Raw genomic sequence first — 20,850 nt, 5'->3', positions numbered from 1 at the left:
TACCGGGCGAGCGCAAAATGGCAAGGGTTTGCTTTCACCGAGCCAGCGGTCATTGTTATCAAGAGCACCAAGTTTACAGACTGAAGGGACTATCTCAGATGCACATTTTCAAGACCGCGCTGGTAGCGGCGGTCGCCGGGATGCTGGCCTTTCCCGCCATGGCGCAGGACACGCGTCCTGACTTCGTGATTGCGGTCAACGGCCTCTATCGCAGTATCGAACCGATCGACGGCAATTCCACCAATTCCCAGCGCATCATGGACAGCATTTACGACCCGATCGTCGGTCGTAACTATGCGGAAGATCCGGAAGGCGGCGAGCTTCGTCCGGGCCTCGCCACCGCCTGGGAGCAAGTCGACGACCTGACCTGGCACTTCACCATCCGCGAGGGCGTGAAGTTCCACAACGGCCAGACCATGACCGCCGAGGATGTCGCCTTCACCCTTTCCCCGGAACGTATCTGGGGCGAGAATGCGCTGGTTCCCGCCGGCACGCGCTACACGGAATCCTTTGCCAGCGTAACGGCGCTCGACGACAAGACCGTCGAGGTCAAGACCACCATCCCCGATCCCAACCTGCCCTACCGCTTCGTGACCCCGCTGGGCTTCGTGGTGCCCAAGGCGGCCTATCTTGAACAGGGCGTCGAAAAGTTCGGCCAATTGCCGATCGGCACCGGCCCCTACAAGGTCGTCGAGTTCGATCCGGCCAGCCACGTCAAGCTCGAGGCTTTCGACGACTATTGGGGCGGCAAGCCGCCGCTCAAGTCGATCGAATTCCGCATCGTTCCGGAATTCTCGGCGCGCATCGCCGGCATGGTGTCCGGTGAGTTCGACCTCATGGTCAACACGCCCGTCGACGAAATCGAGACGGTGAAGTCCTATCCCGGCCTCAACTATGTGAGCCGTCCGGGCGACAACTACATCATCCTCGCCTATAACACGCTCGAACTCCCCGAGTTCGGGCCGAACCCGGTCGCCGATGTCAACCTGCGCTACGCCATGTCCGCAGCCATCGACCGCGAAACGCTCGTTTCGAGCCTTTGGGGCGACGCCACCATCGCCCCGGCGCCGTTCAACTTCCCGGACTCGCCCGCCTATTACGACCCGAGCATCAAGCCGCTGATCGGCTACGACCCTGAGGCCGCCAAGGCCTACCTCGCCAAGTCGAACTACAAGGGCGAGGAAGTTCAGGTGAACCTCGTTCGCGGCGCCTATCCGAACTTCGATCTCGCCATGGAATACGTTGCCGAGCAGTGGCGCAACCTGGGCATCAACGTGAAGCTCAACATCGTCGACAGCTGGCCGCTCGCGCTCCAGCACCCGTTCGGCGTCCTCAACATGTCGATGTCGACCACGTTCGACGGCACGCCCACCCGCTCGATCTGGGGCTTCTGGGGTCCGGATTCCGCCCGCGCCACCCGCGAGGCAGACCGCAGTTGGGCACCCCCGGCCGAGTTCGTCGAGATCGGCCGCCAATACCTGGCCGAGCCCGACGTGACCAAGAAGGTCGCTCTCTTCCGCCAGATGGTCGACATCTGGGAAAAGGAACAGCCCGGCCTGATGCTGTGGCGCAGCGTCGTCGACTGGGTCGTATCGGACAAGTACGACTGGACCACCATCAACTCGAACGCAATGCTGCTTGGCCCGGGGTATCTCACCGTCAAATAAGCACTGAAGGCCGACAGGCTGTTCTAAATGAAGGGTGGGATTTCGGTCCCGCCCTTTTGCATGCTGGAAGCAGCCTAACTCCGGCTCGCCTTGGGCTAGTGCCTCGCAATATTGGCGGCTCGTCCTGCCAACCGACGAGCACCAAGTTGTTACCTTCCGTTAATTCTTAAGGCCTGAAGTAGCTTAAGCAGCGAGTTGATTCGAGACGCTGCCAAAATTTGCGGATCATGGCGGCGCAGCCGGCGGGGGCTCGAAGTTGATGAGGCAAGCGGTGAAAGGCGGTGCTGCCGCTCCCTCTTATCGCCAAACCCTTTTGCTGTCGGCAGCGCTCGTCGTGCTGGCCTTCGCGGACAGCGTTCCTGCTTATGCCCAGTCGGTAATCGGCAACGGAGATTTGAGTCCGGGCCCTGCCCAGTGCCGAACTGGGTTATTAACGGCGATCTTCAGATCGGCAATGGCAGCTTGGACATTACCGGTGGCGGAACCGTTTCCAACGACGCCGGCATGATCGGCCTTGATGCAGGCAGCGACGGCACCGTCATTGTTTCGGGCATTGACGCCAACGGCAACGTGTCCAGCTGGATCAACGCCGGTGATCTCTACGTTGGCGTCGATGGAACGGGCACCTTACATATTGAGGATGGCGCGACTGTCACTAACACCCTGGGCTCAATTGGCGCCAGTGGCACCGGGACCGGCATCGGCACTGTTACGGTAACAGGTGTTAACAGCAACGGCACCGCCTCAACCTGGACCAACACCGGTAACCTCAATATCGGGGATGGCGGAACAGGCAAGTTGAAAATCCTTGCCGGCGGCCAGGTTTCCAATGCGACGGGCACGGTTGGTGCCGGTGGCGTTGGAGACGCGCTTGTGAGTGGCCCGGGTTCCTCCTGGCAGAACAGCGGACGGCTGAACGTCGGCCTGTTCAGCGCCGGAACTTTGCGTGTCGAGGATGGCGCGACGGTTTCGAGCACGGACGGCATCGTTGGCAATAGTGCACAAGGCGATGCCGTGCTGACCGGCCCGGGCACGACCTGGACCAATACGGGACAGTTTACTGTCGGCAGCTACGCCGCTGGCACCCTGCGTATCGAGGACGGAGCGGCCGTCACGAGCAATCAGGGGTATATCGGCGCCAGCGACACCGGCACTGTAACGGTGACCGGAAACGGTTCGAAATGGTCGATGTCGCCGTATGGCCTCACCATAGGCAACTTCGGAGCGGGCTCGCTAACGGTGGAGAATGGCGGGTTGGTTCTCGCCGATGGTGACGTCCTGCTTGGCGTGGCTACCGGGTCCAGCGGAACGCTGCTGTTGCAGGGGCCGGCAAACAATCGCGGGGTGCTGGAAACCGGTTCGATTTCCGGTGGCGACGGTACGGCAAGCGTTACGTTCGACGGCGGCCTGCTGCGCGCAACGGCGGACAACTCCAACTTCTTTAGCAATTTCGGCACGCGCAGCCTTGCCATCGGCATGAATGGCGTGGTCATCGACACCAATGGCCACGAGATCGGCATCGCTCCGTCTTTCACCGGCGCTGGGGCCTTGATCAAGTCCGGTGCCGGCACGCTGACGTTAACCGGCGACAGCGGCTCGACCTATACTGGCGCCGGCAGCGTATTGGCGGGCACGCTCGCGGTGAACGGCATCCTGGGCGGGACGATGGAGGTCATCGGCGGCCGCCTGCAGGGCATCGGCACGGTTGGAGCCACCACCAATCAGCCGGGCGGCACCATCGCGCCCGGCAACTCGATCGGGACGCTGACGATCAACGGCGACTATCTTGGCAATGGCGGCGACCTCGAGATCGAAGCCGTACTGGGCGGCGATTCCGCGCCCTCCGACCGCCTCGTCATCACCGGCAGCACTGCCGGCGCTACGAACGTTCGGGTGCTGAACCAGGGCGGCGCGGGGGCGCAGACTGTCGAGGGCATCAAGATCATCGATGTCGGCGGAGCCTCGAACGGCATCTTCACGCTTCAGGGCAATTACCTGTTCCAGGGCGACCCGGCCGTCGTCGCCGGCGCCTATGCCTACACCCTGCAGAAGAACGGCATCAGTACGCCGAACGACGGCGACTGGTATCTACGCTCGGCCTATATGGGCACGCCTGTCATAGGTCCGATCTATCAACCCGGAGCGCCGGTCTACGAAGCCTATGGTCAGGTTCTGCTGAGCCTCAACGACCTGCAGACACTACGCCAGCGCGTCGGCGACCGCTTCACCGATGGCATGTCCAACGCAACAGCCCGTGCGATCTGGGCGCGCATCGACGCCGACCATCGCCGCGTTACGCCGGATTTCTCGACGACGGGCACGGATTATGTGGTCAATAGCTGGCGCTTGCAGGCTGGCGCCGACGGACAGCTTCTCGCCAACGAAGCTGGCACGCTCATCGGCGGCGTAACGCTCCATCATGGCGAAGCGTCGGCCGATGTCTCTTCGGTCTTCGGGCGCGGAGCGATCAGCAGCTCCGGCAACGGTTTTGGCGGATCGCTGACATGGTACGGCGCAACAGGCTTCTATGCCGACGCACAGACCAAGCTCACCTGGTTTGACAGCGACCTGTCGTCCACGACGGCTGCCCGCCAGCTCGCCAAGGACAATGCCGGCCTTGGCTACGCACTGGGGTTCGAGTTGGGGCAACGCATTGCGCTCTCCGGCGGCTGGTCGCTGACGCCGCAGGTGCAACTGACCTACGCTCATGCCGGGGTCGACAGCTTCACCGACCCGTTCGGTGCCCGCGTCGCGTTGAGCGACGGCGACAGCCTCCGCGGGCGCCTTGGCCTATCGGCAGACTATCGGCAGAGCTGGCGCGATGATGCGGGGCAGGATGTCGATACCTCGCTCTACGGAATCGCGAACCTGCACTACGATTTCCTGGAGGAGACGACGGTAATCGTCGCCGATACGCCATTGACGAGCAGCGGACAGCGTCTCTGGGGCGGGCTCGGCCTAGGCGCCAAATACGAAACGGGTCGTTATGCGCTCTACGGGGAGATCGAAGCCCAAACCAGCCTCCCTCACCTCACCAACAGCTACAGCATTGCCGGGCGAGCTGGGGTTCGGGTTAGCTGGTAGTAGGATGCATGAGTGATTTTATGACGATGCTACTCGGGTAAGTGGCGTCGTTGCGCACAACCAGCACAGAAGCACCAAGCAGTCGCCATGTTGCCGCGTAGGCTACCGATTTCATTGAGATTTTTGGTAGCGGAGGAGGGATTTGAACCCCCGACACACGGATTATGATTCCGCTGCTCTAACCAACTGAGCTACTCCGCCCCAGAACGTGGGCGGTGGAACCGGCCCGGCACTGGCGTGCGGGGTGCTTATTAGGTTTGCTGGTTCGACCTGTCAAGCGAAAGCGGGGCTTAATGCAATGCCAGTTTTCGGGCGGCCTTGAGATCGGCGACAAAGCGGGCTCTTTCCTCGGCGGAGCGCTGGCGATCGGGCATGCGCAGCAGGAAGGACGGGTGGATGGTGGCGCAGAGAAGCGTGCCGTCATCGAGCGTTGTCGGGGCGTCGCGCAGGCGCGAGATGGTAGCGCGGCTGCCGACGAGGCTTTGCACGGCCGTTGCGCCCAGGGCGACGATGACTTGCGGGCGGACGAAGGAGCGTTCGAGGTTGAGCCAGGAGCGGCAGGCGGCGATTTCGCCGGCATTGGGTTTCTGGTGCAGGCGCTTCTTGCCGCGCGGAGCGAACTTGAAGTGCTTGACCGCGTTGGTCACGTAAACCCGGTCGCGCTCGATGCCGGCCTCGATGAGCGCTGCATCGAAGACCTTGCCGGCAGGACCGACGAAGGGGCGACCGGCAATATCCTCCTGGTCGCCGGGCTGCTCGCCTACGAACATAAGCGGCGCCCGCTCCGGCCCTTCCCCGAAAACGGCCTGGGTGGCAAACTGGTAGAGCGGGCAGCGCTCGCAGGCATCGACAGCCTCGCGCACTGCTTCCAGACTGTCGAAGGCCTCCTCGCTGCCGGAAGACTTGAAAAGATCGTGCTCGGAAATATGCGGATGTCGATGGGGCATGGTTGGCTCCTCCTGGTCCCGGAACAATGCAACCGTGTGGGCGCGGTTCCGAGCCGCATCCGTTCGCAAATCAACGACAGTCAGTTGCAATAGATGACCTTCACAGCACCAATGGAGGGATTACTTTCAACGCAGACCAAAACGATCGTAACCATCAGGAGGACGACATGGCCTTGCAGCTTTCCGGTATTCATCACCTCACCGCAATCACCGCGCAGGCGCGTGAAAACCTCAAATTCTACACCGACGTACTGGGCATGCGGCTCATCAAGCGCACCGTCAACCAGGACGACACCACCGCCTATCACCTCTTCTATGGCGACGGCATCGCCAGTCCCGGCGCGGACCTGACCTTCTTCGACTGGCCGGTGGCGCGCGAACGGCGCGGCACGCATTCGATCGTGCGCACTGGCCTGCGCGTGCGCACAGAGGACGATCTCGTCTGGTGGAAGCAGCACCTCAAGGAAAAGGGCATCGAGAGCGGCAACATCAAGGAGCGCTTCGGCTTCCTGTCGCTCGAATTCGAAGACCCGGAGGGGCAGCGCTTCCGCATGGTGGCCGACCCCAAGGCGGGCGAGAGCCATCCCTGGGAGAAGAGCCCCGTCCCTGCCGAGCGGCAGATTTTGGGGCTCGGCCCCATTACCATCAGCGTGCCCAAGCTCGACCGCACGGCCTATGTGCTCACCGAAGTGATGAACATGAAGGAGGTGCGCGTGCATCCAGCGCGGGAACGCACCGGCGAGGTGCATGTGTTCTCGATGGGTGACGGCGGCGCGGCGGCCGAGTTGCATGTGGCGGTCGAGCCGGACCTGCCTTTCGCCGGCCAGGGCGCTGGTGGCGCACACCACGTGGCGTTCCGGACGACGGACAAGGATTCGCTGCACAACTGGATCAGCCGCGTCACGGCGGCAGGCCTGCGCTCGAGCGGAGAGGTCGAGCGGTACTACTTCACCTCGCTCTATTTCCGCGAGCCCAATGGCGTGCTGTTCGAGATCGCCACCGATGGCCCCGGCTTTGCCGTGGACGAGCCGCTCGAGACGTTGGGCGAGAACCTGTCGCTGCCCCCGTTCCTCGAACCGAACCGCGCGGCGATCGAGGCAAACCTCAAGCCGATTGACTGAGATCGGCTGTTGCGGCGGACGAGCGGGCCGGAGGCACATGCCCCGGCCCGTTTCACTGTCAGCGGTCGGGCGCGAGCGCGGCGGCCGTGCCAATTAACTGGACGAATTCGGCGCGATAGCCGTTCTCATCGGCGCCGCGGGCGCCCTGCGCCAGGGCCTTGATCTGGTCCCAGCTCATCTCGCCGCCATAGTCGGAGCCCTTGAGCTTCTGCCCGAAAGCGGCAACTGCCGTCGCAAAGCGTGCATCGGCTGAAGCCTTGGCGATATCATCGACTGCGACCGCTTCAGTGATCGGTGTTTCAATCAGCTTGCTGATATCGGCGTTCGGCAGCTTGTAACGCATCTTGAGGAAGGCGATTTCTTCGCCTGACGGCGCGGCAGCGGGGGCGGCATCACGCTGGCCATAGCGCAGAGGATCGACCAGCTTGGCACCCGAGCCGACCGGGGTGATCTCATAGAGCGCCGTCACGGTGGTGCCAGCGCCGACATCGCCGGCATCGACCTTGTCGTTGTTGAAATCCTCGCGATTGAGAGCGCGGGTTTCATAGCCGATCAGCCGGTATTCCGAGACAAAGGCGGGGTTGAACTCGACCTGGATCTTGACGTCCTTGGCGATGGTTTCGAGCGTGCCGCCGACCTCTTCGACCAGCACCTTCTGCGCCTCGCGGAAGCTGTCGATATAGCTGGCATTGCCGTTCCCGTTCTGCGCCAGGCTCTGCATCGTCGCATCATCGAGGTTCCCTTGGCCGAAGCCGAGCACGGAAAGGAAAACCCCGCTTTCGCGTTTGGTCTTGATGAAGGTCTTGAGCGCGTCGGGATCGTCGATGCCGACGTTGAAATCGCCATCAGTGGCCAGGATCACCCGGTTGGTGCCATCGGCGAGCTTGCTTTCCTCGGCCAGACGATAAGCCAGCTCGATTCCCTCTGCCCCGGCCGTCGAACCACCGGCATCAAGATTGTCCAGCGCACCCAGAATCTTCGACTTCTGGTCGGCATGGGTCGGCTCGAGCACCACGCCGGCGGAACCGGCATAGGCGACGATCGATACCGTGTCGCGGGCGGAAAGCTGATCCACCAGCAGCGCGAAGGCGCGCTTGAGAAGTGGCAGCTTGTCGGGCTCGTCCATCGAACCGGACGTATCGATGAGGAATACGAGGTTGCTCGCCTTCCGCTCCGCCGTGGGCGGTTCATAGCCCTTGATGCCGATATGGACGAGCTGAGTCTTGGGGTTCCACGGCGTGGGGTAGACCTCGACGCTCGGCTTGAACGGCTCCGTGGCACTCGCCGCCGCCGGGTAGTCGTAGGGGAAGTAGTTGACCAGTTCCTCGATGCGCACGGCATCAGGCTCGGGCACGAAGCCTTCACCCAGCATGCGACGGACATAGGCGTAGGAAGCGGTATCCACATCGATCGAGAAGGTCGAGACGGGCGCCTCTGCCACAGTCTTGACCGGGCTCTCGTCGAACTTGGTGAAGACATCCCCGCTCGGCTGCGTCTGCCCATAGGCATTGGCGCCGCCAAGCGGCGGCACGGCCGGCATGGCTTCGTTGAGCATCTGTGGCGCCGGCATGATGGTGGGCGCGGCGGCAGGCGCGGCCATCAAGGTATCCGCAGCCGATTCCCGGCGCATCTTGGCTTCGCCTTCAACGGCGATCGGGGCCTGGGGCGGGGCCGCGCGATCCATGGCCGGAGCCATTTCCTGCGTGGCCATCTGCTGGGCCGGAGCCATGGCCGGTTCGGGAGCCGGCTTGGGCGCCTCGGCGCGGGCAGTGGCAGTGACCTCGGCCGGCGGGGCCGATGCGGCCTGCTTGCTGGCCACGACCGGCGGGGTCATCGAGGTGGTCGAATAGAGCTGAAGCCCGAGCGGGAAGAGCAGCAGGGCGACGGCGGCGGTTCCGAGGGGGATGCGGTAATCCATGGTCCAAGTCCTCTTGCTTGCGAAGATGGACTTGAGACGCGCGAGCCAACCGGAACCTTGGGTGGTCTCGACTGCTTTTTTCGTTTCCTGCGCTTCGGCAGCCTCGAAAGCGGCCATGGCCGCAACCATGGCGCGGCGACGCGCCGCCTCGGAAGGCGTCGGCGTTTCCAGCTTTCTCAGCTCGTCGAGCGGATCGTGGTTCATGTCATCGCTCATAAAAGCCCCCTCAGGGTCTTTTTCGCTTCGTGGATGTGCCAGGAGACTGTGGCCTCCTTGCAGCCCAGGATCTCCCCTGCCTCCCTGTGGCTCATGTCTTCGGCATAGACGAGCAGCACGGCGTCGCGCTGTTGGTCAGGCAAGTCTCGCACGGCGGCCCAAAGTTCGCCGGCCGTCGTCGCGTCCTCCTGCTCGGCCGGCGCATCCTCGGGCGAAACCAGCGCCAGGGCATCGGCGCGGCGTCCGTGCCGGACGCGAGCCCGTTGCATGTCGCGCACCGCATTGAGCGTTACCCGATAGAGCCAGCTGGTGAACGCGGAGCGCCCGTCGAAGCTCCTGATCGCGGTTGCCAGCTTGACGCAGACATCCTGCGCCACGTCTTCGGCATCCGTCCGATTGCCGCACCACTTGTAGGCGGTGCGGTAGATGAGGTCGTAATGCCCCTCGAGAATGATCGCGAAAGCGCCGCCATCACCATTGATGGCGCGCTTGATCAGCTCGCTGGTTTGCGCCGTCGCGTCCAAGTCCACTCGCAGCCCGTTTCGCCCGAATTTGCTCTTGTCGCGGATAGGACGCCGCGCTGGCAAGAATCCTTTGGGTGCTGGACAGGATTTTTTCTACGGTCTAGGACCGGTCGAACGAAAGGCGGCACGCATGGCGGACAACGACAAGACTCGGCAGCGCATTCTCATCGCAGCCATGGTGGCGCTGGCCCTCGTCCTGGCGGGCATGACGATCTACAACACGTTCACGACGCAAGCCGAAAACGAGGCGGCCAATGTGAGCGCGCCCGCGGCGACGAATTAAGGCGGCGCGGAGCCGACCGTTTACCACTGCACTTCCCCGGCCGCGGAGCCGGGGCCCACGGATATCTCCACTCCAGTAGATGGTGCAATAGGCCCCGGGTCTTCACCGGGGAAGTTCTGTTCTGTGGTTGGGGCAATCCGGAAGCAGAACGTCAGCGCCGTCACGTCAATCCCAGCGCCGAAAAGCTTCGTTCCGCCGGCAGGAGTTATGAGATTTTGGGGGCTCGCTCCCACCGGCGGAAGATCAGCGCGTCACACGCCGATGCAATAGTCTCGCTGGTGGAAAGCCGCATGGCGCACACCGCGCGATACATGCTTCATGTTCTCATATTTCCCGGCATTGAGCAACGACTTCACTCGCTCCGCCGATACATATCGGCTGGGCGCGTTCAGGCCACCAGGGCCTGCGGCACGGCCTCCGAAATGAAACCGCCACCCAGCACTTCCGTGGTCGCGCTTTCATCGACATAGAAGACGCAGGCCTGCCCCGGCGAGATGCCGTATTCGCCTGTGACGAGACTTACGAAGACCTCGCCATTGACGACATGCAGCACCCCATCCTGCGGTGCGCGGGTGGAGCGGACCTTGGCCTGGACCGGCAGGCCGTTGCCGCGAGCCGCCTCCTCGATCGCCTCTGCCCCGAGCCAGTTGACGTCGCGCAGCTTGACCGTGTGGGTCTTGAGCGCTTCGCGCGGACCGACGACGACGCGGCCGGTCTTGTGCTCCAGCTTGACCACGTAGAGCGGCTCCGCCGCCGCGATCCCGAGGCCCTTACGCTGCCCGATCGTGTAGTTGATGATGCCTTCGTGCCGGCCGAGCACGCGGCCATCCAGATGCACGATCTCGCCGCCCTGAAGCGCCTCGGGATGCATCTTGCGGATGATATCGGTGTACTTGCCCTGCGGCACGAAGCAGATGTCCTGGCTGTCGTGCTTTTCAGCGATCTCGAGGCCGAACTCGCGGGCGAGCTCGCGCACTTCCGGCTTCGTCATGCCGCCGAGCGGAAAGCGCAGGAAATCGAGCTGCTCGCGCGTCGTGGCGAAGAGGAAATAGGTCTGGTCGCGATCGGCATCGACCGGGCGCTTGAGATGGCGCAGCCCATCCTCGCCCAAAATGCTCTGGACGTAGTGGCCGGTGGCCAGCACGTCGGCGCCCAGGTCCTGCGCTACCGCCATCAGGTCTACGAACTTGACCGACTGGTTGCAGGCAATGCACGGCACCGGCGTCTCGCCCTGCCGATAGGCATTGGCGAAGGGCTCCATCACCGCATTCTTGAAGCGCTCTTCATAATCGAGCACGTAGTGGGGAATCCCGAGCGCCGCCGCAACGCGCCGCGCATCGTGGATATCCTGGCCGGCGCAGCACGCGCCCTTCCGGTGCGTAGCTTCGCCGTGATCGTAAAGCTGCAGGGTAATGCCCATCACGTCATAGCCCTGGCGAGCAAGCAGTCCGGCCACAACCGAACTATCAACGCCCCCGGACATGGCCACGACAACGCGCGTGTCCTCGGGACGCTTGGCAATATCAAGCGAGTTCAACATGTCTCTTTCTCATCCGGTTGGGTTCAAGGGCCAGCGGACCGCGGCCTTCTAGCGTTTTTCCGCCCGCCCGGCAACGGACGACCCGGCAGCTTTTGCCGGTGCGCCGTTTTCTGCCATTCTGGATTTTGCAGGACCGATAACCAAGACATTGAAATTACTAAAGAAACTGCGTCGATCACAAACTGGCAAACCCTTTGCATGGAGAGGATCGTATTCTTCGCTTCAAAGGCTCGAGCTCCGTGCAATTCATTCCGACGATCAGCCCCGTTCCCTCCGTTGCGCCCAAGGCGGCCGCAACGCCGAGCGAGCCCAAGGCGAAGTCCAGTTCTGATTTCGCCAACCTGCTCGCCTCCCAGCCGGTCCGCGACGCCAAGGCGCCGACCACGGGCGACACCTCGACGCCTGTCGATTCCACCACTGCAACCGGGGAAACCGACAAGGGCAAGCAGGACGAGGGCAAGACCCTGCTCGACGACCTTCTGGCTGCACTCGGCAAACTCGACGCCGCGCTCCAGGGCGACCAGCCGGTCGACCCGACGCTGGTCGACAACGTCAACGCGGCGCTGGCGGCTTTCGCCAATTATCTGGGCGTAGACATCGCGACCCTGCAGGCAGGCGCCGGCCAGTCCGAAGGCGGCTCGGCCATCGATCCCACTTCCCTGCTCGGCCAACTTACGCAAAAGGCGGGCGACGTCTCCAAGCTCCTTGGCGCGGGTTCGGATCTCGGCGGCAAGCTCGATGCGCTCATGCAGCAACTTCAGACCAAGGGCGGCCTTTCGGGCGAAACCCTGGCCAAACTGGGGTTCGCGCTGGAACCCAATCCATTGCCGGCGCCAGAACTGGCGACGCCCGAACTGAAGCTTCCCGAAAGCACGATCACCAAGGCGACTGAAACCGCCGCGACGCCCAAGCCTGCCGAGATCAAGCCGGCAGAGCCCGCGCCCGTCGAGGCCAAGCCTGCCGCTTCGGACAAGGCTCCCAAGGCCACCGAAGCCGCCGCACCCGCTCCCACCAAGGAAGCGCATGCCAAGCCCAAGGCCGAGAGCCAGCCTGCCGCCGAGGCCGACCAACCCGCGGATCCGAACCCCGCCTTGCCCGGCACCTCTGCGGTCGCCAAGCTTGAAGTCGTGGGCGGAGTTCGTGCCGTGCAGGCGGCCTATCAGGCGCCCCCGACCCAGGTGAACGTGCCCCAGCTCGCCTTCGACATCGTGCGGCACGTTCAGGCCGGCAACACCAAGTTCCACGTCCGGCTCGACCCGCCCGAACTCGGCCGCATCGACGTCCGGCTCGATGTGGACCGCGCCGGCAACGTGACTACGCGCCTTACGGTCGAAAAGGCTGAAACGCTGGACCTGCTTCAGCGCGACCAGCGTGGCCTTGAAAAGGCGCTGGCCCAGGCCGGCCTCGAAGGCAGCAAGACCAATCTCGAATTCTCGCTGCGGCAGAACCCCTCGTCCCAGCGCGACGCGCAGGACCAGGATAGCCGCTCGCCCTTTGCACCGGCCTCGGGCAGCGCGGCAAACGATGATGGTGCCGAACCCACCACCATTACCCAGTATCGCGGCACCGCCTCTGCCGGCGGCCTCAACCTCTTCGTCTAGGAGCTCCTCTCATGGCTGTCAGCGGCGTCAACAACGTCTCCAGCAACACTTCGCTCTCCGGCTCCGGCAAGACCATCGCGGGCAACTTCGATACGTTCCTGCAGATTCTGACTACCCAGCTCAAGAACCAGAACCCGCTCGACCCGCTGGATACCAACCAGTTCACGGCCCAGCTCGTGCAGTTCTCGGGTGTCGAGCAGCAGCTCAAGACCAATTCCTATCTTGAGGCGCTGATCAACGTGAACGCATCGAGCTCGGGTACGCAGGCGATGAACCTCATCGGCAAGCAGGTCACGGCCGATACGGTGGCCAGCGAATTGCGCGACGGCAAGGCGACCTGGATTCTCGATTCCTCGGAAAAGGCCTCGATGGCCAAGATCCAGATCAAGGATGCCAGCGGCAATGTCGTCTACGCTGCAGAGCGGTCGCTCGATGCGGGCGAGAACACCTTCGTGTGGGACGGCAAGGGCACCGACGGCACCACCCTGCCCGATGGCGTCTATTCGGTTGCCGTGTCGGCCACCAACGTCGCCGGCGGCACGGTCAGCGTCACTTCGCAGATGTCGGGCAAGGTCGATGGCATCGATCTTTCGGGCGACCAGCCGTATCTGCTCATCGGCAAGGCCCGCTTCAGCCTCGGTAGCGTGAAGTCCGTTCGCGCCTGATCCGCATTATTTCCGACCTGGTTTGAAGAACCGCGGGGTTAGGCCCTTCGGTTCTTCAAATCATTCAATATCTTAACTCGTTGTAAGTTTCCCCTTAGCCAAATTTTAAGCGCAACCGGCTACCTTCTGAACTCATATGGTCAGGTTCAGTAGAGAGTAAAATGACCGTACAAATGCGTTCTCGCGTTAAGTACGTTATCGGCCCAGACGGCAGTCCATTGACGATTGCCGATTTGCCGCCGTCTAACACCCGTCGTTGGGTGATCCGCCGCAAGGCTGAGGTCGTTGCCGCCGTGCGTGGCGGCCTGCTGAGCCTTGAAGAGGCTTGTGCACGCTATACTTTGAGCGTGGACGAGTTCCTCAACTGGCAGGCAGCCATCGACAAGCATGGCCTAGCCGGCCTGCGCACCACCTGGATTCAGCATTATCGCGACGGCTGAGCCTCGGCTCTGCCCGCGACAGAGAAAGCCCCGCTCCGTCTGACGGAGCGGGGCTTCATTCATTGCTGCGATCCCGTCAGGGAACGACAGACAGGATCGCGCTGTAGGTCTTGAGGTTGGCGAGCCGCGCCTCGTCGCTGCCCAGCAGCAGAGTCGTCAGTTCGTCCTCGATACCCTTTTCCTCGTGCAGCGCCGCGAACCCTACCGCGAAGCCATGCTCGAGATGGCGCACCACCCGCCCTAGCACGTGACCGACCGCCATCGGCGTTCCGAGCGCCGGCTTGACCTCGGCCGAGATCGCTACACCTGATCGCGAAAGGTCGATGATGAACGCATCAAGCTTCTCGCCATCTGCGAAAATGATGTTGGTGCGCGGGTTGCGCGGGAACCAGCGCGGATAAGCGCGCTTGTCGAGGATGTGCTTGAAGCGGCGCTTCTTGATCCAGGCCAGCTTGCCCGCAAGCTTGACCCGCTCTTCAGGATCGAGATGAAGGTCTATGGCCAGCCCCGTCGCCAATACACGGTCGACGACGCCGCGCAGCAAGCCCACCTCTTCGAGCTTGAGCGCCACGCGATCCCCCGCCGCGCCGAAAAGCGCGCCGTCCAGCACCAGCCGGTCCGGCGAGATGCTTTGCGTGCGGCAGGCAAAGACCTTCAGCGCGCCGGTGAGGCCGTCACGCTTGTTGGAAAGCGTGTAGCAACCGCTGAGCACGCCTACGAACCTGATGTCGGTAGTATCCGCTGTCCTCTCAGTGGCATTGACTGCAACAGACATGACGCTTCTCACGACTAGTAAGTCTGTGAAAATACTTATGTCTCCGCGTGAAGAATCCGTTAATCGGCAAATGATTACGCTGTCACGACTATGACGCTACATAGCATGCTATGCCAAAGGACGTATCTACTGCCTGCACCTACCTCTTAAGGCGTAGTCTCGCCCAGATAAGGCACTGCCGCCTTCCTTTCCTTGACCCGATCGAAATAGTCCCGCACGCGCGGCAGATGTGGATGCATGAACGGGGTCGAGAACCAGCGATGGATGGAGAGGACCAGCGCGATATCGGCGAGGCTGAATGTCTCGCCAGCGATATAGGCTCCGGTCTGGGCCAGACGCGCCTCGACGAGATTCATCTTCTCGCTCCACTTGGCGATTGATTCTGCCGTGCGCTCCGCATCGGAATATTCGGGCTTCTTGCGGATCAGCGCGTTGACCGCGTAGCCCCATGGCGGGTTGAGTTCGGTTGCCTGCCAGGTGAGCCACTGATCCACCAGCGCCCGCTCCTGCAACACCGTTGGCCAGAGCGCACTGGCCTCCTTTTCGGCGAGATAGCGCATGATGACGTTGCTCTCCCAGAGCACGAACGCCTCATCGATCATCACCGGCACCTGCGCATTGGGATTGAGCGCCAGGAACTCTGGCACCGCCGGGTCGCGTATGGGCAGGCCCCAATCCTCGCGTTCATAACCCAGCCCGATCTCATCGGCTGTCCACAGCACCTTGCGTACGTTGATTGAGGTCACGCGCCCCAGAATCCTGAGCATTTTCATCTCCCTGGCTCGGCAATTTTTGCCGCGTGTCGCATTCCGCAACGACTGGTTAATACAAAATTTACCATCTGATCGGTAATTTTTGCCTACCGGTTCGCCAAGGAGGCAACGGCGGACCGGTTAGGGGCTCGGTTGTGGATAATTTAAGTCAGTTTTTGAATCGCCTGGGCATGGCCCGGGTGGCAGCTATGGGCGTGGTCGCCGTCTTGATGCTCGGGTTCTTCGCGTTCCTGGTCATGCGGGCGTCGAGCCCGCAACTTGCGCCGCTTTATTCGGGCCTGTCCCTTGAGGACTCGTCCGCGATCGTGCGTGAGCTGCAGACCATGGGTACGCCCTACGAGCTGCGTGGCGACGGCGAAACCATCATGATTCCGCGTGATCAGATCACGACGGTGCGCATGAACCTGGCCGGAAACGGCCTGCCGGCCCGCGGCCAGGTCGGCTACGAAATCTTCGACCAGCAGAATACGCTGGGCGCCACCAGCTTCGTGCAGAACATCAACAATGTTCGCGCGCTCGAAGGCGAGCTGGCCCGCACCATTTCCTCGCTGGCCCGCATCAAGAGCGCCCGCGTGCATCTGGTCCTGCCCGAGCGCGAGCTTTTCCGCCGCGAGCGTAAGGACCCCACCGCCTCGATCGTCGTTTCCGTGCGGGGCGAACTCTCGAATGGCGAAATCCGCGCCATCCAGCATCTCGTGGGTTCGGCCATCGAAGGCCTCAACCCCAACAAGGTCTCGATCATCGATGATTCGGGGCGCCTTCTGGCCTCGGGCGCCGTCGACGGCGTCGACGGGCTCCTGACCGCCGAGGCGCAGGACCGCGTCGTCAGTCTCGAAGAGCGCTACCGCACCCGCGTCGAGGACATGCTGGCCAACGTTCTTGGCGCCGGCCGCTCCCGGGTCCAGGTGAGCGCCGAGCTCAATCTCGACCGTTCGACCAAGACCTCCGAACGCTTCGATCCGGATGGCCAGGTCGTCCGCTCCACGCAGACGCGCGACAACGCCAATTCGTCCAACAACGGCCAGACCGATGCGGGCGTCTCCGTTGCCAACGAACTGCCCGGCACGACCGCCAACGGCGGCACCGGCACCAACAGCACCGAGCAGCAGCAGGCCGCCGAAGAGACCACCAACTACGAGATCTCCAAGACCACCGAGACGGCAATCACCGAAGCCGGCGGCATCAAGAAGCTCTCGGTCGCCGTCGTGGTCGATGGCCGCTACTCGACCGATACCACCGGCAACTCGGTCTACGCCCCGCGCGACCAGACCGAGATCGACCAGATCAAGTCGCTTGTACGCTCGGCCATCGGGTTCGACGAAGCCCGCGGCGATCAGGTCGAAGTGGTGAACATGCAGTTCGCCGAGCGTCCCGAGGCCCAAGGCCCCGGCACCGACGGTCCCGGTCTCTTCGACTTCACCCGCGACGATCTCATCAACTGGGCGCAGATGGGCGTGACCCTCATCATCTCGCTGGCCCTGGTGTTCTTCGTCATGCGTCCGCTGGTCAAGCGCGTGCTGGCTCCCGAGGACCGCGCCCCGCTCGCCCTGCCCCCGAGCGCCGAAGTCGAGGCCGGCCTGCCCGCCGTTCCCGACCTGCCCGAGGAAGCCAATCCGCCGACGGCCGCACCCTGGGTCAACGGCGCCAAGGCCATGGGCGAAGCCCAGCTCGAAACCCTCAAGTCCGTGGGCCAGCTGGTCGACGAAAATCCCAAACAGGCGGCGCTCATCGTGCGCGACTGGCTCTCTTCCAATAGCGCGGCGGCTTAGTTCAGATGGCCAGTTCTTCCCAGCTCATGACCAACAACGCGCCGCGCGCACCACAACTGGTGGTGGGCGCGGACGCTACCCAACGCGCGCTCAATGGCGACGAGAAGGCTGCCGTGCTGCTGCTGGCGCTCGGCCCCGATTACGGCAAGCCCATCTGGGACGAGCTCGACGACATGGAAATCCGCGCCCTCTCGCGCGCCATGGCCCATCTCGGCCCGATCACCCAGGAAATGCTCGACGAGCTGCTTATCGAGTTCGTCACCAACATCTCGTCCTCGGGCGCGCTGGCCGGCAATGCCGAAACCACGCAGCGCCTGCTCTCCTCGTTCCTCCCGGCCGACCGCGTCGACGCCATCATGGAGGAAATCCGCGGTCCCGCTGGCCGCAACATGTGGGAGAAGCTCTCCAACGTCCAGGAAGACGTCCTGGCGAACTACCTCAAGAACGAGTACCCGCAGACCATCGCCGTGGTGCTCTCCAAGATCGCTTCCGAGCACGCCGCCAAGGTGCTGGCCATCCTCCCCGAGGAACTGGCCATCGACGTCGTGCAGCGCATGCTCGGGCTCGATCCGGTGCAGAAGGACATCCTCGAAAAGATCGAGGCGACGCTGCGCACCGAATTCATGTCGACCCTCTCCACTACCAAGCGCCGTGACAGCCACGAGCAGATGGCGGAAATCTTCAACTCCTTCGACCGCCAGACCGAAGCGCGCTTCCTCACCACCCTCGAGGACCGCGACCGCGAGGCCTCCGAGCGCATCAAGGCCCTGATGTTTACCTTCGAGGACCTGACCAAGCTCGAGAACTCGGCCATCCAGACCGTGCTCCAGAAGATCGACAAGAAGGAACTGGCCATGGCGCTCAAGGGCGCGAGCGATGCGGTCAAGGACTTCTTCACGGCCAACATGTCCCAGCGCTCGGCCAAGATGCTGCGCGACGACATGGCCGATATGGGCCCGGTCCGCCTCAAGGATGTGGACGACGCCCAAAGCCGCCTCGTCGGCATCGCCAAGGACCTTGCCGCGCGTGGCGAAATCGTCATCGCCAAGTCCAAGGGCGATGAGCAGATGGTGCTCTAGCCATGGCCAATCCGCTCCGCCGCTTCACCTTCGATCTCGACCTGGGCCGCGCCTCCGCCGAGCCGCAGCCGAGCTTTTCGGAAACCCAGCTTTCCGAAGCCACCGCCGACGCGCGCCAGGAAGGCTATGCGCAGGGCTATGCCGATGGCGAGCAGAGCGCCAGCGTCCTCGCCGCCCGCGCTCTCTCCGCTGCCGCAGAAAACATTGCGGCGCGCGGCATCGAGATGGCCGCCGCAGTCGATGATGCCCGCGCCGAAACCCTGCGCGAGGCGGTGAGCCTTGCCACCTCGATCGGCACCAAGCTCGCCTCGACCCTCATCGCCCGCTACCCGTTGGCCGAGATCGAGGCGCTGATCGCCGAGTGCCTCGCCACCATCGACAACGCCCCGCACCTCGTCATCCGGTGCGAGCCGGGCCTTGCCGATGCGGTCAAGGAAATCGCCACAGCGCGCATGGCGACCTCAAGCTTCGCCGGCCGTCTCGTGGTCATGGGCGACCCCGAAGTGGCCATGGGCGACTGCCGTATCGAATGGGTAGACGGTGGCCTGGTCCGCGACGTCTCCGCCATTTCCGCTGAAATCGACAAACGTGTTGCGGCCTATCTCGCCGCCCGCGGCGCTTCGCGCCGAGAGGAGAATTGACCATGAGCGATCCCACCGAAACCGGCTTCGACCTCGAAGAGATGGACGCCCCGGCCGAGAGCGCCCCGGACACCACCGAGAAGACCGCCGCCGATCTCGAAGCCGTCTTCGACGTCCCGGTCCGCGTCTCGGTCGTCCTCGGCCGCACCCGCATGCCGGTCGCCGATCTCCTTCGCCTCGATACCGGTTCGATCATCGAACTCGACCGCCAGGTCGGCGAGGCCATTGAGATCTACGTCAACGATCGTCTGGTTGCGCGTGGCGAAATCGTGCTCGTCGAGAACCGCCTCGGCGTCACCATGACCGAAATCATCAAGGCTGCTTAAGGGAGACCACCCATGCGACTCCTCATTGTAGGCGCCCTCGAAGGTCAGCTCAGCGAAGCCACCAAGCTCGCCATGGAAGGCGGCGCCAAGGTCGCCCACGCTCCGTCCGTCGAAATCGCCCTGGCCACGCTGCGCGCCGGCCGCGGTGCCGATCTGCTGCTGGTCGATGTGATGGTCGATATCCCGACCCTCATCGCCGGGCTCGAAGCCGAGCGCATCGCGGTCCCCGTGGTCGCCTGCGGCACCGAGACCAACGCGGCCGCCGCCGTCAACGCCATCCGCGCCGGCGCCAAGGAATACATCCCGCTCCCGCCCGACGCCGAGCTCATTGCCGCCGTCATTGCCGCGGTTGCCCGCGATTCCTCTGACTTCCTCTTCCGCGACCCCGCAATGGGCCGCGTCGTCAAGCTCGCCGACCAGATCGCCCCCTCCGATGCCTCCGTCCTCATCACGGGCGAAAGCGGCACCGGCAAGGAGGTGATGGCCAAGCACATCCACGCCCATTCCAAGCGCGTGCAGAAGCCGTTCATCTCGGTCAACTGTGCCGCCATCCCCGAAGCGCTGCTCGAATCCGAACTTTTCGGCCACGAGAAGGGTGCCTTCACCGGCGCCGTGGCCCGCCGCATCGGCAAGTTCGAGGAGGCCAATGGTGGCACGCTCCTGCTCGACGAAATCTCCGAGATGGATATCCGCCTGCAGGCCAAACTGCTGCGCGCCATCCAGGAGCGCGTGATCGATCGCGTTGGCGGCACCAAGCCCGTTCCGGTCGATATCCGCATCCTTGCCACGTCCAATCGCAATCTCGCGGAAGCCGTGCGCGAAGGCAGCTTCCGCGAAGACCTGCTGTTCCGCCTCAACGTCGTCAACCTCAAGCTCCCGCCCCTGCGCGAGCGTCCGGGCGATATCGCGGCGCTGTCCGAGCATTTCGTCGCCAAGTACTCCAAGGCCAACGGCCTCTCTCTGCGCACCCTCTCGGAGGAAGCGCGCGCTGAACTCCTGAGGGCTCCCTGGCCCGGTAACGTGCGTGAGCTGGAGAATACCCTTCATCGCGCCGTCCTTCTGGCCTCAGGCGACATCATCGGCCCCGATGCCATCGCCATGCCCGACGGCACCGGCCTTTCGGACGCCGTGCGCGCCCACTCCCTGGCCAGCCAGGCTGCGCAGACCGCCGAAACGCTCTCGCGCATTCTCGTCGGCCGCACGGTGGCGGATGTCGAACGCGACCTGATCCTGGATACCCTCGATCACGTGCTGGGCAACCGCACGCACGCCGCCAATATCCTGGGTATCTCGATCCGTACCCTGCGCAACAAGCTCAACCAGTACGCCGACGAAGGGATCGCCATCCCCGGGCCCGGCGAACAGCGCTCCAGCGCGGCCTAGCTGATGCAGCCGGAGCGTGTGGCGATCCCTCACCCTCAGGCCTGCCGGCTCACTCGCGCCAGTAAATTTCCCTCCCCCTGTGGGGAGGGGACAGAGAT

At 63.5% G+C, this 20,850-nt stretch carries 17 protein-coding genes, 1 tRNA gene and 2 pseudogenes; 13 read left to right on the top strand and 7 right to left on the bottom strand.

Annotated elements, in window-relative coordinates; all coding sequences use genetic code 11:
* The first annotated feature begins 98 nt into the window (after positions 1–98).
* From JNE37_RS12555 to JNE37_RS22870, 3 genes and pseudogenes are all read left to right on the top strand, one after another.
* Positions 99–1,667: an ABC transporter substrate-binding protein gene (locus JNE37_RS12555; RefSeq protein WP_182399433.1), complete on the top strand. Its 1,569-nt coding sequence runs from the start codon at positions 99–101 to the stop codon at positions 1,665–1,667.
* Between the two features lie 504 nt (positions 1,668–2,171).
* Positions 2,172–2,867 (top strand): annotated as a pseudogene (locus tag JNE37_RS22875) (autotransporter outer membrane beta-barrel domain-containing protein); the annotation flags it as partial.
* 333 nt (positions 2,868–3,200) lie between these two features.
* Positions 3,201–4,751 (top strand): annotated as a pseudogene (locus JNE37_RS22870) (autotransporter family protein); the annotation flags it as partial.
* Positions 4,752–4,875: 124 nt separating this feature from the next.
* On the opposite strand, the gene JNE37_RS12545 reads toward JNE37_RS22870, so the two are convergent.
* Both JNE37_RS12545 and JNE37_RS12540 read right to left on the bottom strand, forming a co-directional pair.
* Positions 4,876–4,952, bottom strand: a tRNA-Met gene (locus JNE37_RS12545).
* 89 nt (positions 4,953–5,041) lie between these two features.
* On the bottom strand, positions 5,042–5,698 hold the full coding sequence (locus tag JNE37_RS12540) for a UdgX family uracil-DNA binding protein (RefSeq protein ID WP_203063059.1): 657 nt from the start codon (positions 5,696–5,698) through the stop codon (positions 5,042–5,044).
* Between the two features lie 167 nt (positions 5,699–5,865).
* Here JNE37_RS12540 and JNE37_RS12535 point away from each other — a divergent pair, with 167 nt between their 5' ends.
* Positions 5,866–6,819 (top strand): ring-cleaving dioxygenase, encoded by a 954-nt coding sequence (locus tag JNE37_RS12535; protein WP_203063058.1) that lies wholly within the window; start codon positions 5,866–5,868, stop codon positions 6,817–6,819.
* A gap of 58 nt (positions 6,820–6,877) precedes the next feature.
* On the opposite strand, the gene JNE37_RS12530 is transcribed toward JNE37_RS12535, so the two are convergent.
* The gene (locus tag JNE37_RS12530; protein ID WP_246513234.1) at positions 6,878–8,953 is read right to left on the bottom strand and encodes a VWA domain-containing protein; all 2,076 of its coding nucleotides are present in this window, start codon (positions 8,951–8,953) and stop codon (positions 6,878–6,880) included.
* Positions 8,950–9,477, bottom strand: a complete 528-nt coding sequence (locus JNE37_RS12525; RefSeq protein WP_379125325.1) for an RNA polymerase sigma factor — start codon at positions 9,475–9,477, stop codon at positions 8,950–8,952. The genes JNE37_RS12530 and JNE37_RS12525 overlap by 4 nt, the downstream gene beginning before the upstream one ends.
* A 130-nt stretch (positions 9,478–9,607) precedes the next feature.
* Between JNE37_RS12525 and JNE37_RS12520 the strand changes: the two genes are divergently transcribed.
* Positions 9,608–9,760: a hypothetical protein gene (locus tag JNE37_RS12520; RefSeq protein ID WP_182399418.1), complete on the top strand. Its 153-nt coding sequence runs from the start codon at positions 9,608–9,610 to the stop codon at positions 9,758–9,760.
* 388 nt (positions 9,761–10,148) lie between these two features.
* On the opposite strand, the gene mnmA is transcribed toward JNE37_RS12520, so the two are convergent.
* Entirely contained in the window at positions 10,149–11,300 is a 1,152-nt protein-coding gene (gene mnmA, locus JNE37_RS12515; protein ID WP_203063057.1) for a tRNA 2-thiouridine(34) synthase MnmA, read from the bottom strand.
* Positions 11,301–11,539: 239 nt separating this feature from the next.
* On the opposite strand from mnmA, the gene JNE37_RS12510 reads away from it, so the two are divergent.
* The 3 genes from JNE37_RS12510 to sciP all read left to right on the top strand — a co-directional run bounded on the left by JNE37_RS12510 (position 11,540) and on the right by sciP (position 14,006).
* On the top strand, positions 11,540–12,901 hold the full coding sequence (locus tag JNE37_RS12510; protein WP_203063056.1) for a flagellar hook-length control protein FliK: 1,362 nt from the start codon (positions 11,540–11,542) through the stop codon (positions 12,899–12,901).
* Between the two features lie 11 nt (positions 12,902–12,912).
* Positions 12,913–13,566, top strand: coding sequence for a flagellar hook assembly protein FlgD (locus tag JNE37_RS12505; RefSeq protein ID WP_035036137.1), 654 nt, complete (start codon positions 12,913–12,915; stop codon positions 13,564–13,566).
* Between the two features lie 161 nt (positions 13,567–13,727).
* Positions 13,728–14,006, top strand: a complete 279-nt coding sequence (sciP, locus tag JNE37_RS12500; RefSeq protein ID WP_035036135.1) for a CtrA inhibitor SciP — start codon at positions 13,728–13,730, stop codon at positions 14,004–14,006.
* Positions 14,007–14,082: 76 nt separating this feature from the next.
* Here sciP and JNE37_RS12495 read toward each other — a convergent pair whose 3' ends face one another.
* The gene (locus JNE37_RS12495) at positions 14,083–14,781 is read right to left on the bottom strand and encodes a PilZ domain-containing protein (protein WP_203063055.1); all 699 of its coding nucleotides are present in this window, start codon (positions 14,779–14,781) and stop codon (positions 14,083–14,085) included.
* Between the two features lie 146 nt (positions 14,782–14,927).
* Positions 14,928–15,548 carry a glutathione S-transferase family protein gene (locus tag JNE37_RS12490; protein WP_203063054.1) on the bottom strand — a complete coding sequence of 207 codons (621 nt, stop codon included), beginning with the start codon at positions 15,546–15,548 and terminating at the stop codon, positions 14,928–14,930.
* Between the two features lie 176 nt (positions 15,549–15,724).
* Here JNE37_RS12490 and fliF point away from each other — a divergent pair, with 176 nt between their 5' ends.
* The 5 genes from fliF to flbD are packed head-to-tail and all read left to right on the top strand — an operon-like array spanning position 15,725 to position 20,752.
* Positions 15,725–17,323 (top strand): flagellar basal-body MS-ring/collar protein FliF, encoded by a 1,599-nt coding sequence (gene fliF / locus JNE37_RS12485; protein WP_246513232.1) that lies wholly within the window; start codon positions 15,725–15,727, stop codon positions 17,321–17,323.
* 5 nt (positions 17,324–17,328) lie between these two features.
* Positions 17,329–18,402, top strand: a complete 1,074-nt coding sequence (gene fliG, locus JNE37_RS12480; protein WP_081840706.1) for a flagellar motor switch protein FliG — start codon at positions 17,329–17,331, stop codon at positions 18,400–18,402.
* A 2-nt stretch (positions 18,403–18,404) separates the two neighbouring features.
* Complete coding sequence (locus JNE37_RS12475; protein WP_035088513.1) at positions 18,405–19,043, top strand: FliH/SctL family protein; 639 nt, start codon at positions 18,405–18,407, stop codon at positions 19,041–19,043.
* Positions 19,044–19,045: 2 nt separating this feature from the next.
* The gene (gene fliN / locus JNE37_RS12470) at positions 19,046–19,369 is read left to right on the top strand and encodes a flagellar motor switch protein FliN (protein ID WP_182399412.1); all 324 of its coding nucleotides are present in this window, start codon (positions 19,046–19,048) and stop codon (positions 19,367–19,369) included.
* 12 nt (positions 19,370–19,381) lie between these two features.
* Positions 19,382–20,752, top strand: a complete 1,371-nt coding sequence (flbD, locus tag JNE37_RS12465) for a sigma-54-dependent transcriptional regulator FlbD (RefSeq protein WP_035088515.1) — start codon at positions 19,382–19,384, stop codon at positions 20,750–20,752.
* The last annotated feature ends 98 nt before the right edge of the window (positions 20,753–20,850 follow it).

It is taken from the genome of Paradevosia shaoguanensis (assembly GCF_016801025.1).
GTDB lineage: Bacteria > Pseudomonadota > Alphaproteobacteria > Rhizobiales > Devosiaceae > Paradevosia > Paradevosia shaoguanensis.
The sequence above is the reverse complement of the archived record's forward strand: the minus strand, read 5'-3'. Positions and strand labels throughout refer to the sequence as shown.

Excerpts from the sequence above, each read along its gene's own strand:
- mnmA (WP_203063057.1), bottom strand. The coding sequence starts at position 11,300 with ATGTTGAACTCGCTTGATATTGCCAAGCGTCCCGAGGACACGCGCGTT.
- fliG (WP_081840706.1), top strand. The coding sequence starts at position 17,329 with ATGGCCAGTTCTTCCCAGCTCATGACCAACAACGCGCCGCGCGCACCA.
- JNE37_RS12530 (WP_246513234.1), bottom strand. The coding sequence starts at position 8,953 with ATGAGCGATGACATGAACCACGATCCGCTCGACGAGCTGAGAAAGCTG.
- JNE37_RS12495 (WP_203063055.1), bottom strand. The coding sequence starts at position 14,781 with ATGTCTGTTGCAGTCAATGCCACTGAGAGGACAGCGGATACTACCGAC.
- fliF (WP_246513232.1), top strand. The coding sequence starts at position 15,725 with ATGGCCCGGGTGGCAGCTATGGGCGTGGTCGCCGTCTTGATGCTCGGG.
- JNE37_RS12490 (WP_203063054.1), bottom strand. The coding sequence starts at position 15,548 with ATGCTCAGGATTCTGGGGCGCGTGACCTCAATCAACGTACGCAAGGTG.
- JNE37_RS12555 (WP_182399433.1), top strand. The coding sequence starts at position 99 with ATGCACATTTTCAAGACCGCGCTGGTAGCGGCGGTCGCCGGGATGCTG.
- flbD (WP_035088515.1), top strand. The coding sequence starts at position 19,382 with ATGCGACTCCTCATTGTAGGCGCCCTCGAAGGTCAGCTCAGCGAAGCC.
- JNE37_RS12475 (WP_035088513.1), top strand. The coding sequence starts at position 18,405 with ATGGCCAATCCGCTCCGCCGCTTCACCTTCGATCTCGACCTGGGCCGC.
- JNE37_RS12540 (WP_203063059.1), bottom strand. The coding sequence starts at position 5,698 with ATGCCCCATCGACATCCGCATATTTCCGAGCACGATCTTTTCAAGTCT.
- fliN (WP_182399412.1), top strand. The coding sequence starts at position 19,046 with ATGAGCGATCCCACCGAAACCGGCTTCGACCTCGAAGAGATGGACGCC.
- JNE37_RS12520 (WP_182399418.1), top strand. The coding sequence starts at position 9,608 with ATGGCGGACAACGACAAGACTCGGCAGCGCATTCTCATCGCAGCCATG.
- sciP (WP_035036135.1), top strand. The coding sequence starts at position 13,728 with ATGACCGTACAAATGCGTTCTCGCGTTAAGTACGTTATCGGCCCAGAC.
- JNE37_RS12535 (WP_203063058.1), top strand. The coding sequence starts at position 5,866 with ATGGCCTTGCAGCTTTCCGGTATTCATCACCTCACCGCAATCACCGCG.
- JNE37_RS12505 (WP_035036137.1), top strand. The coding sequence starts at position 12,913 with ATGGCTGTCAGCGGCGTCAACAACGTCTCCAGCAACACTTCGCTCTCC.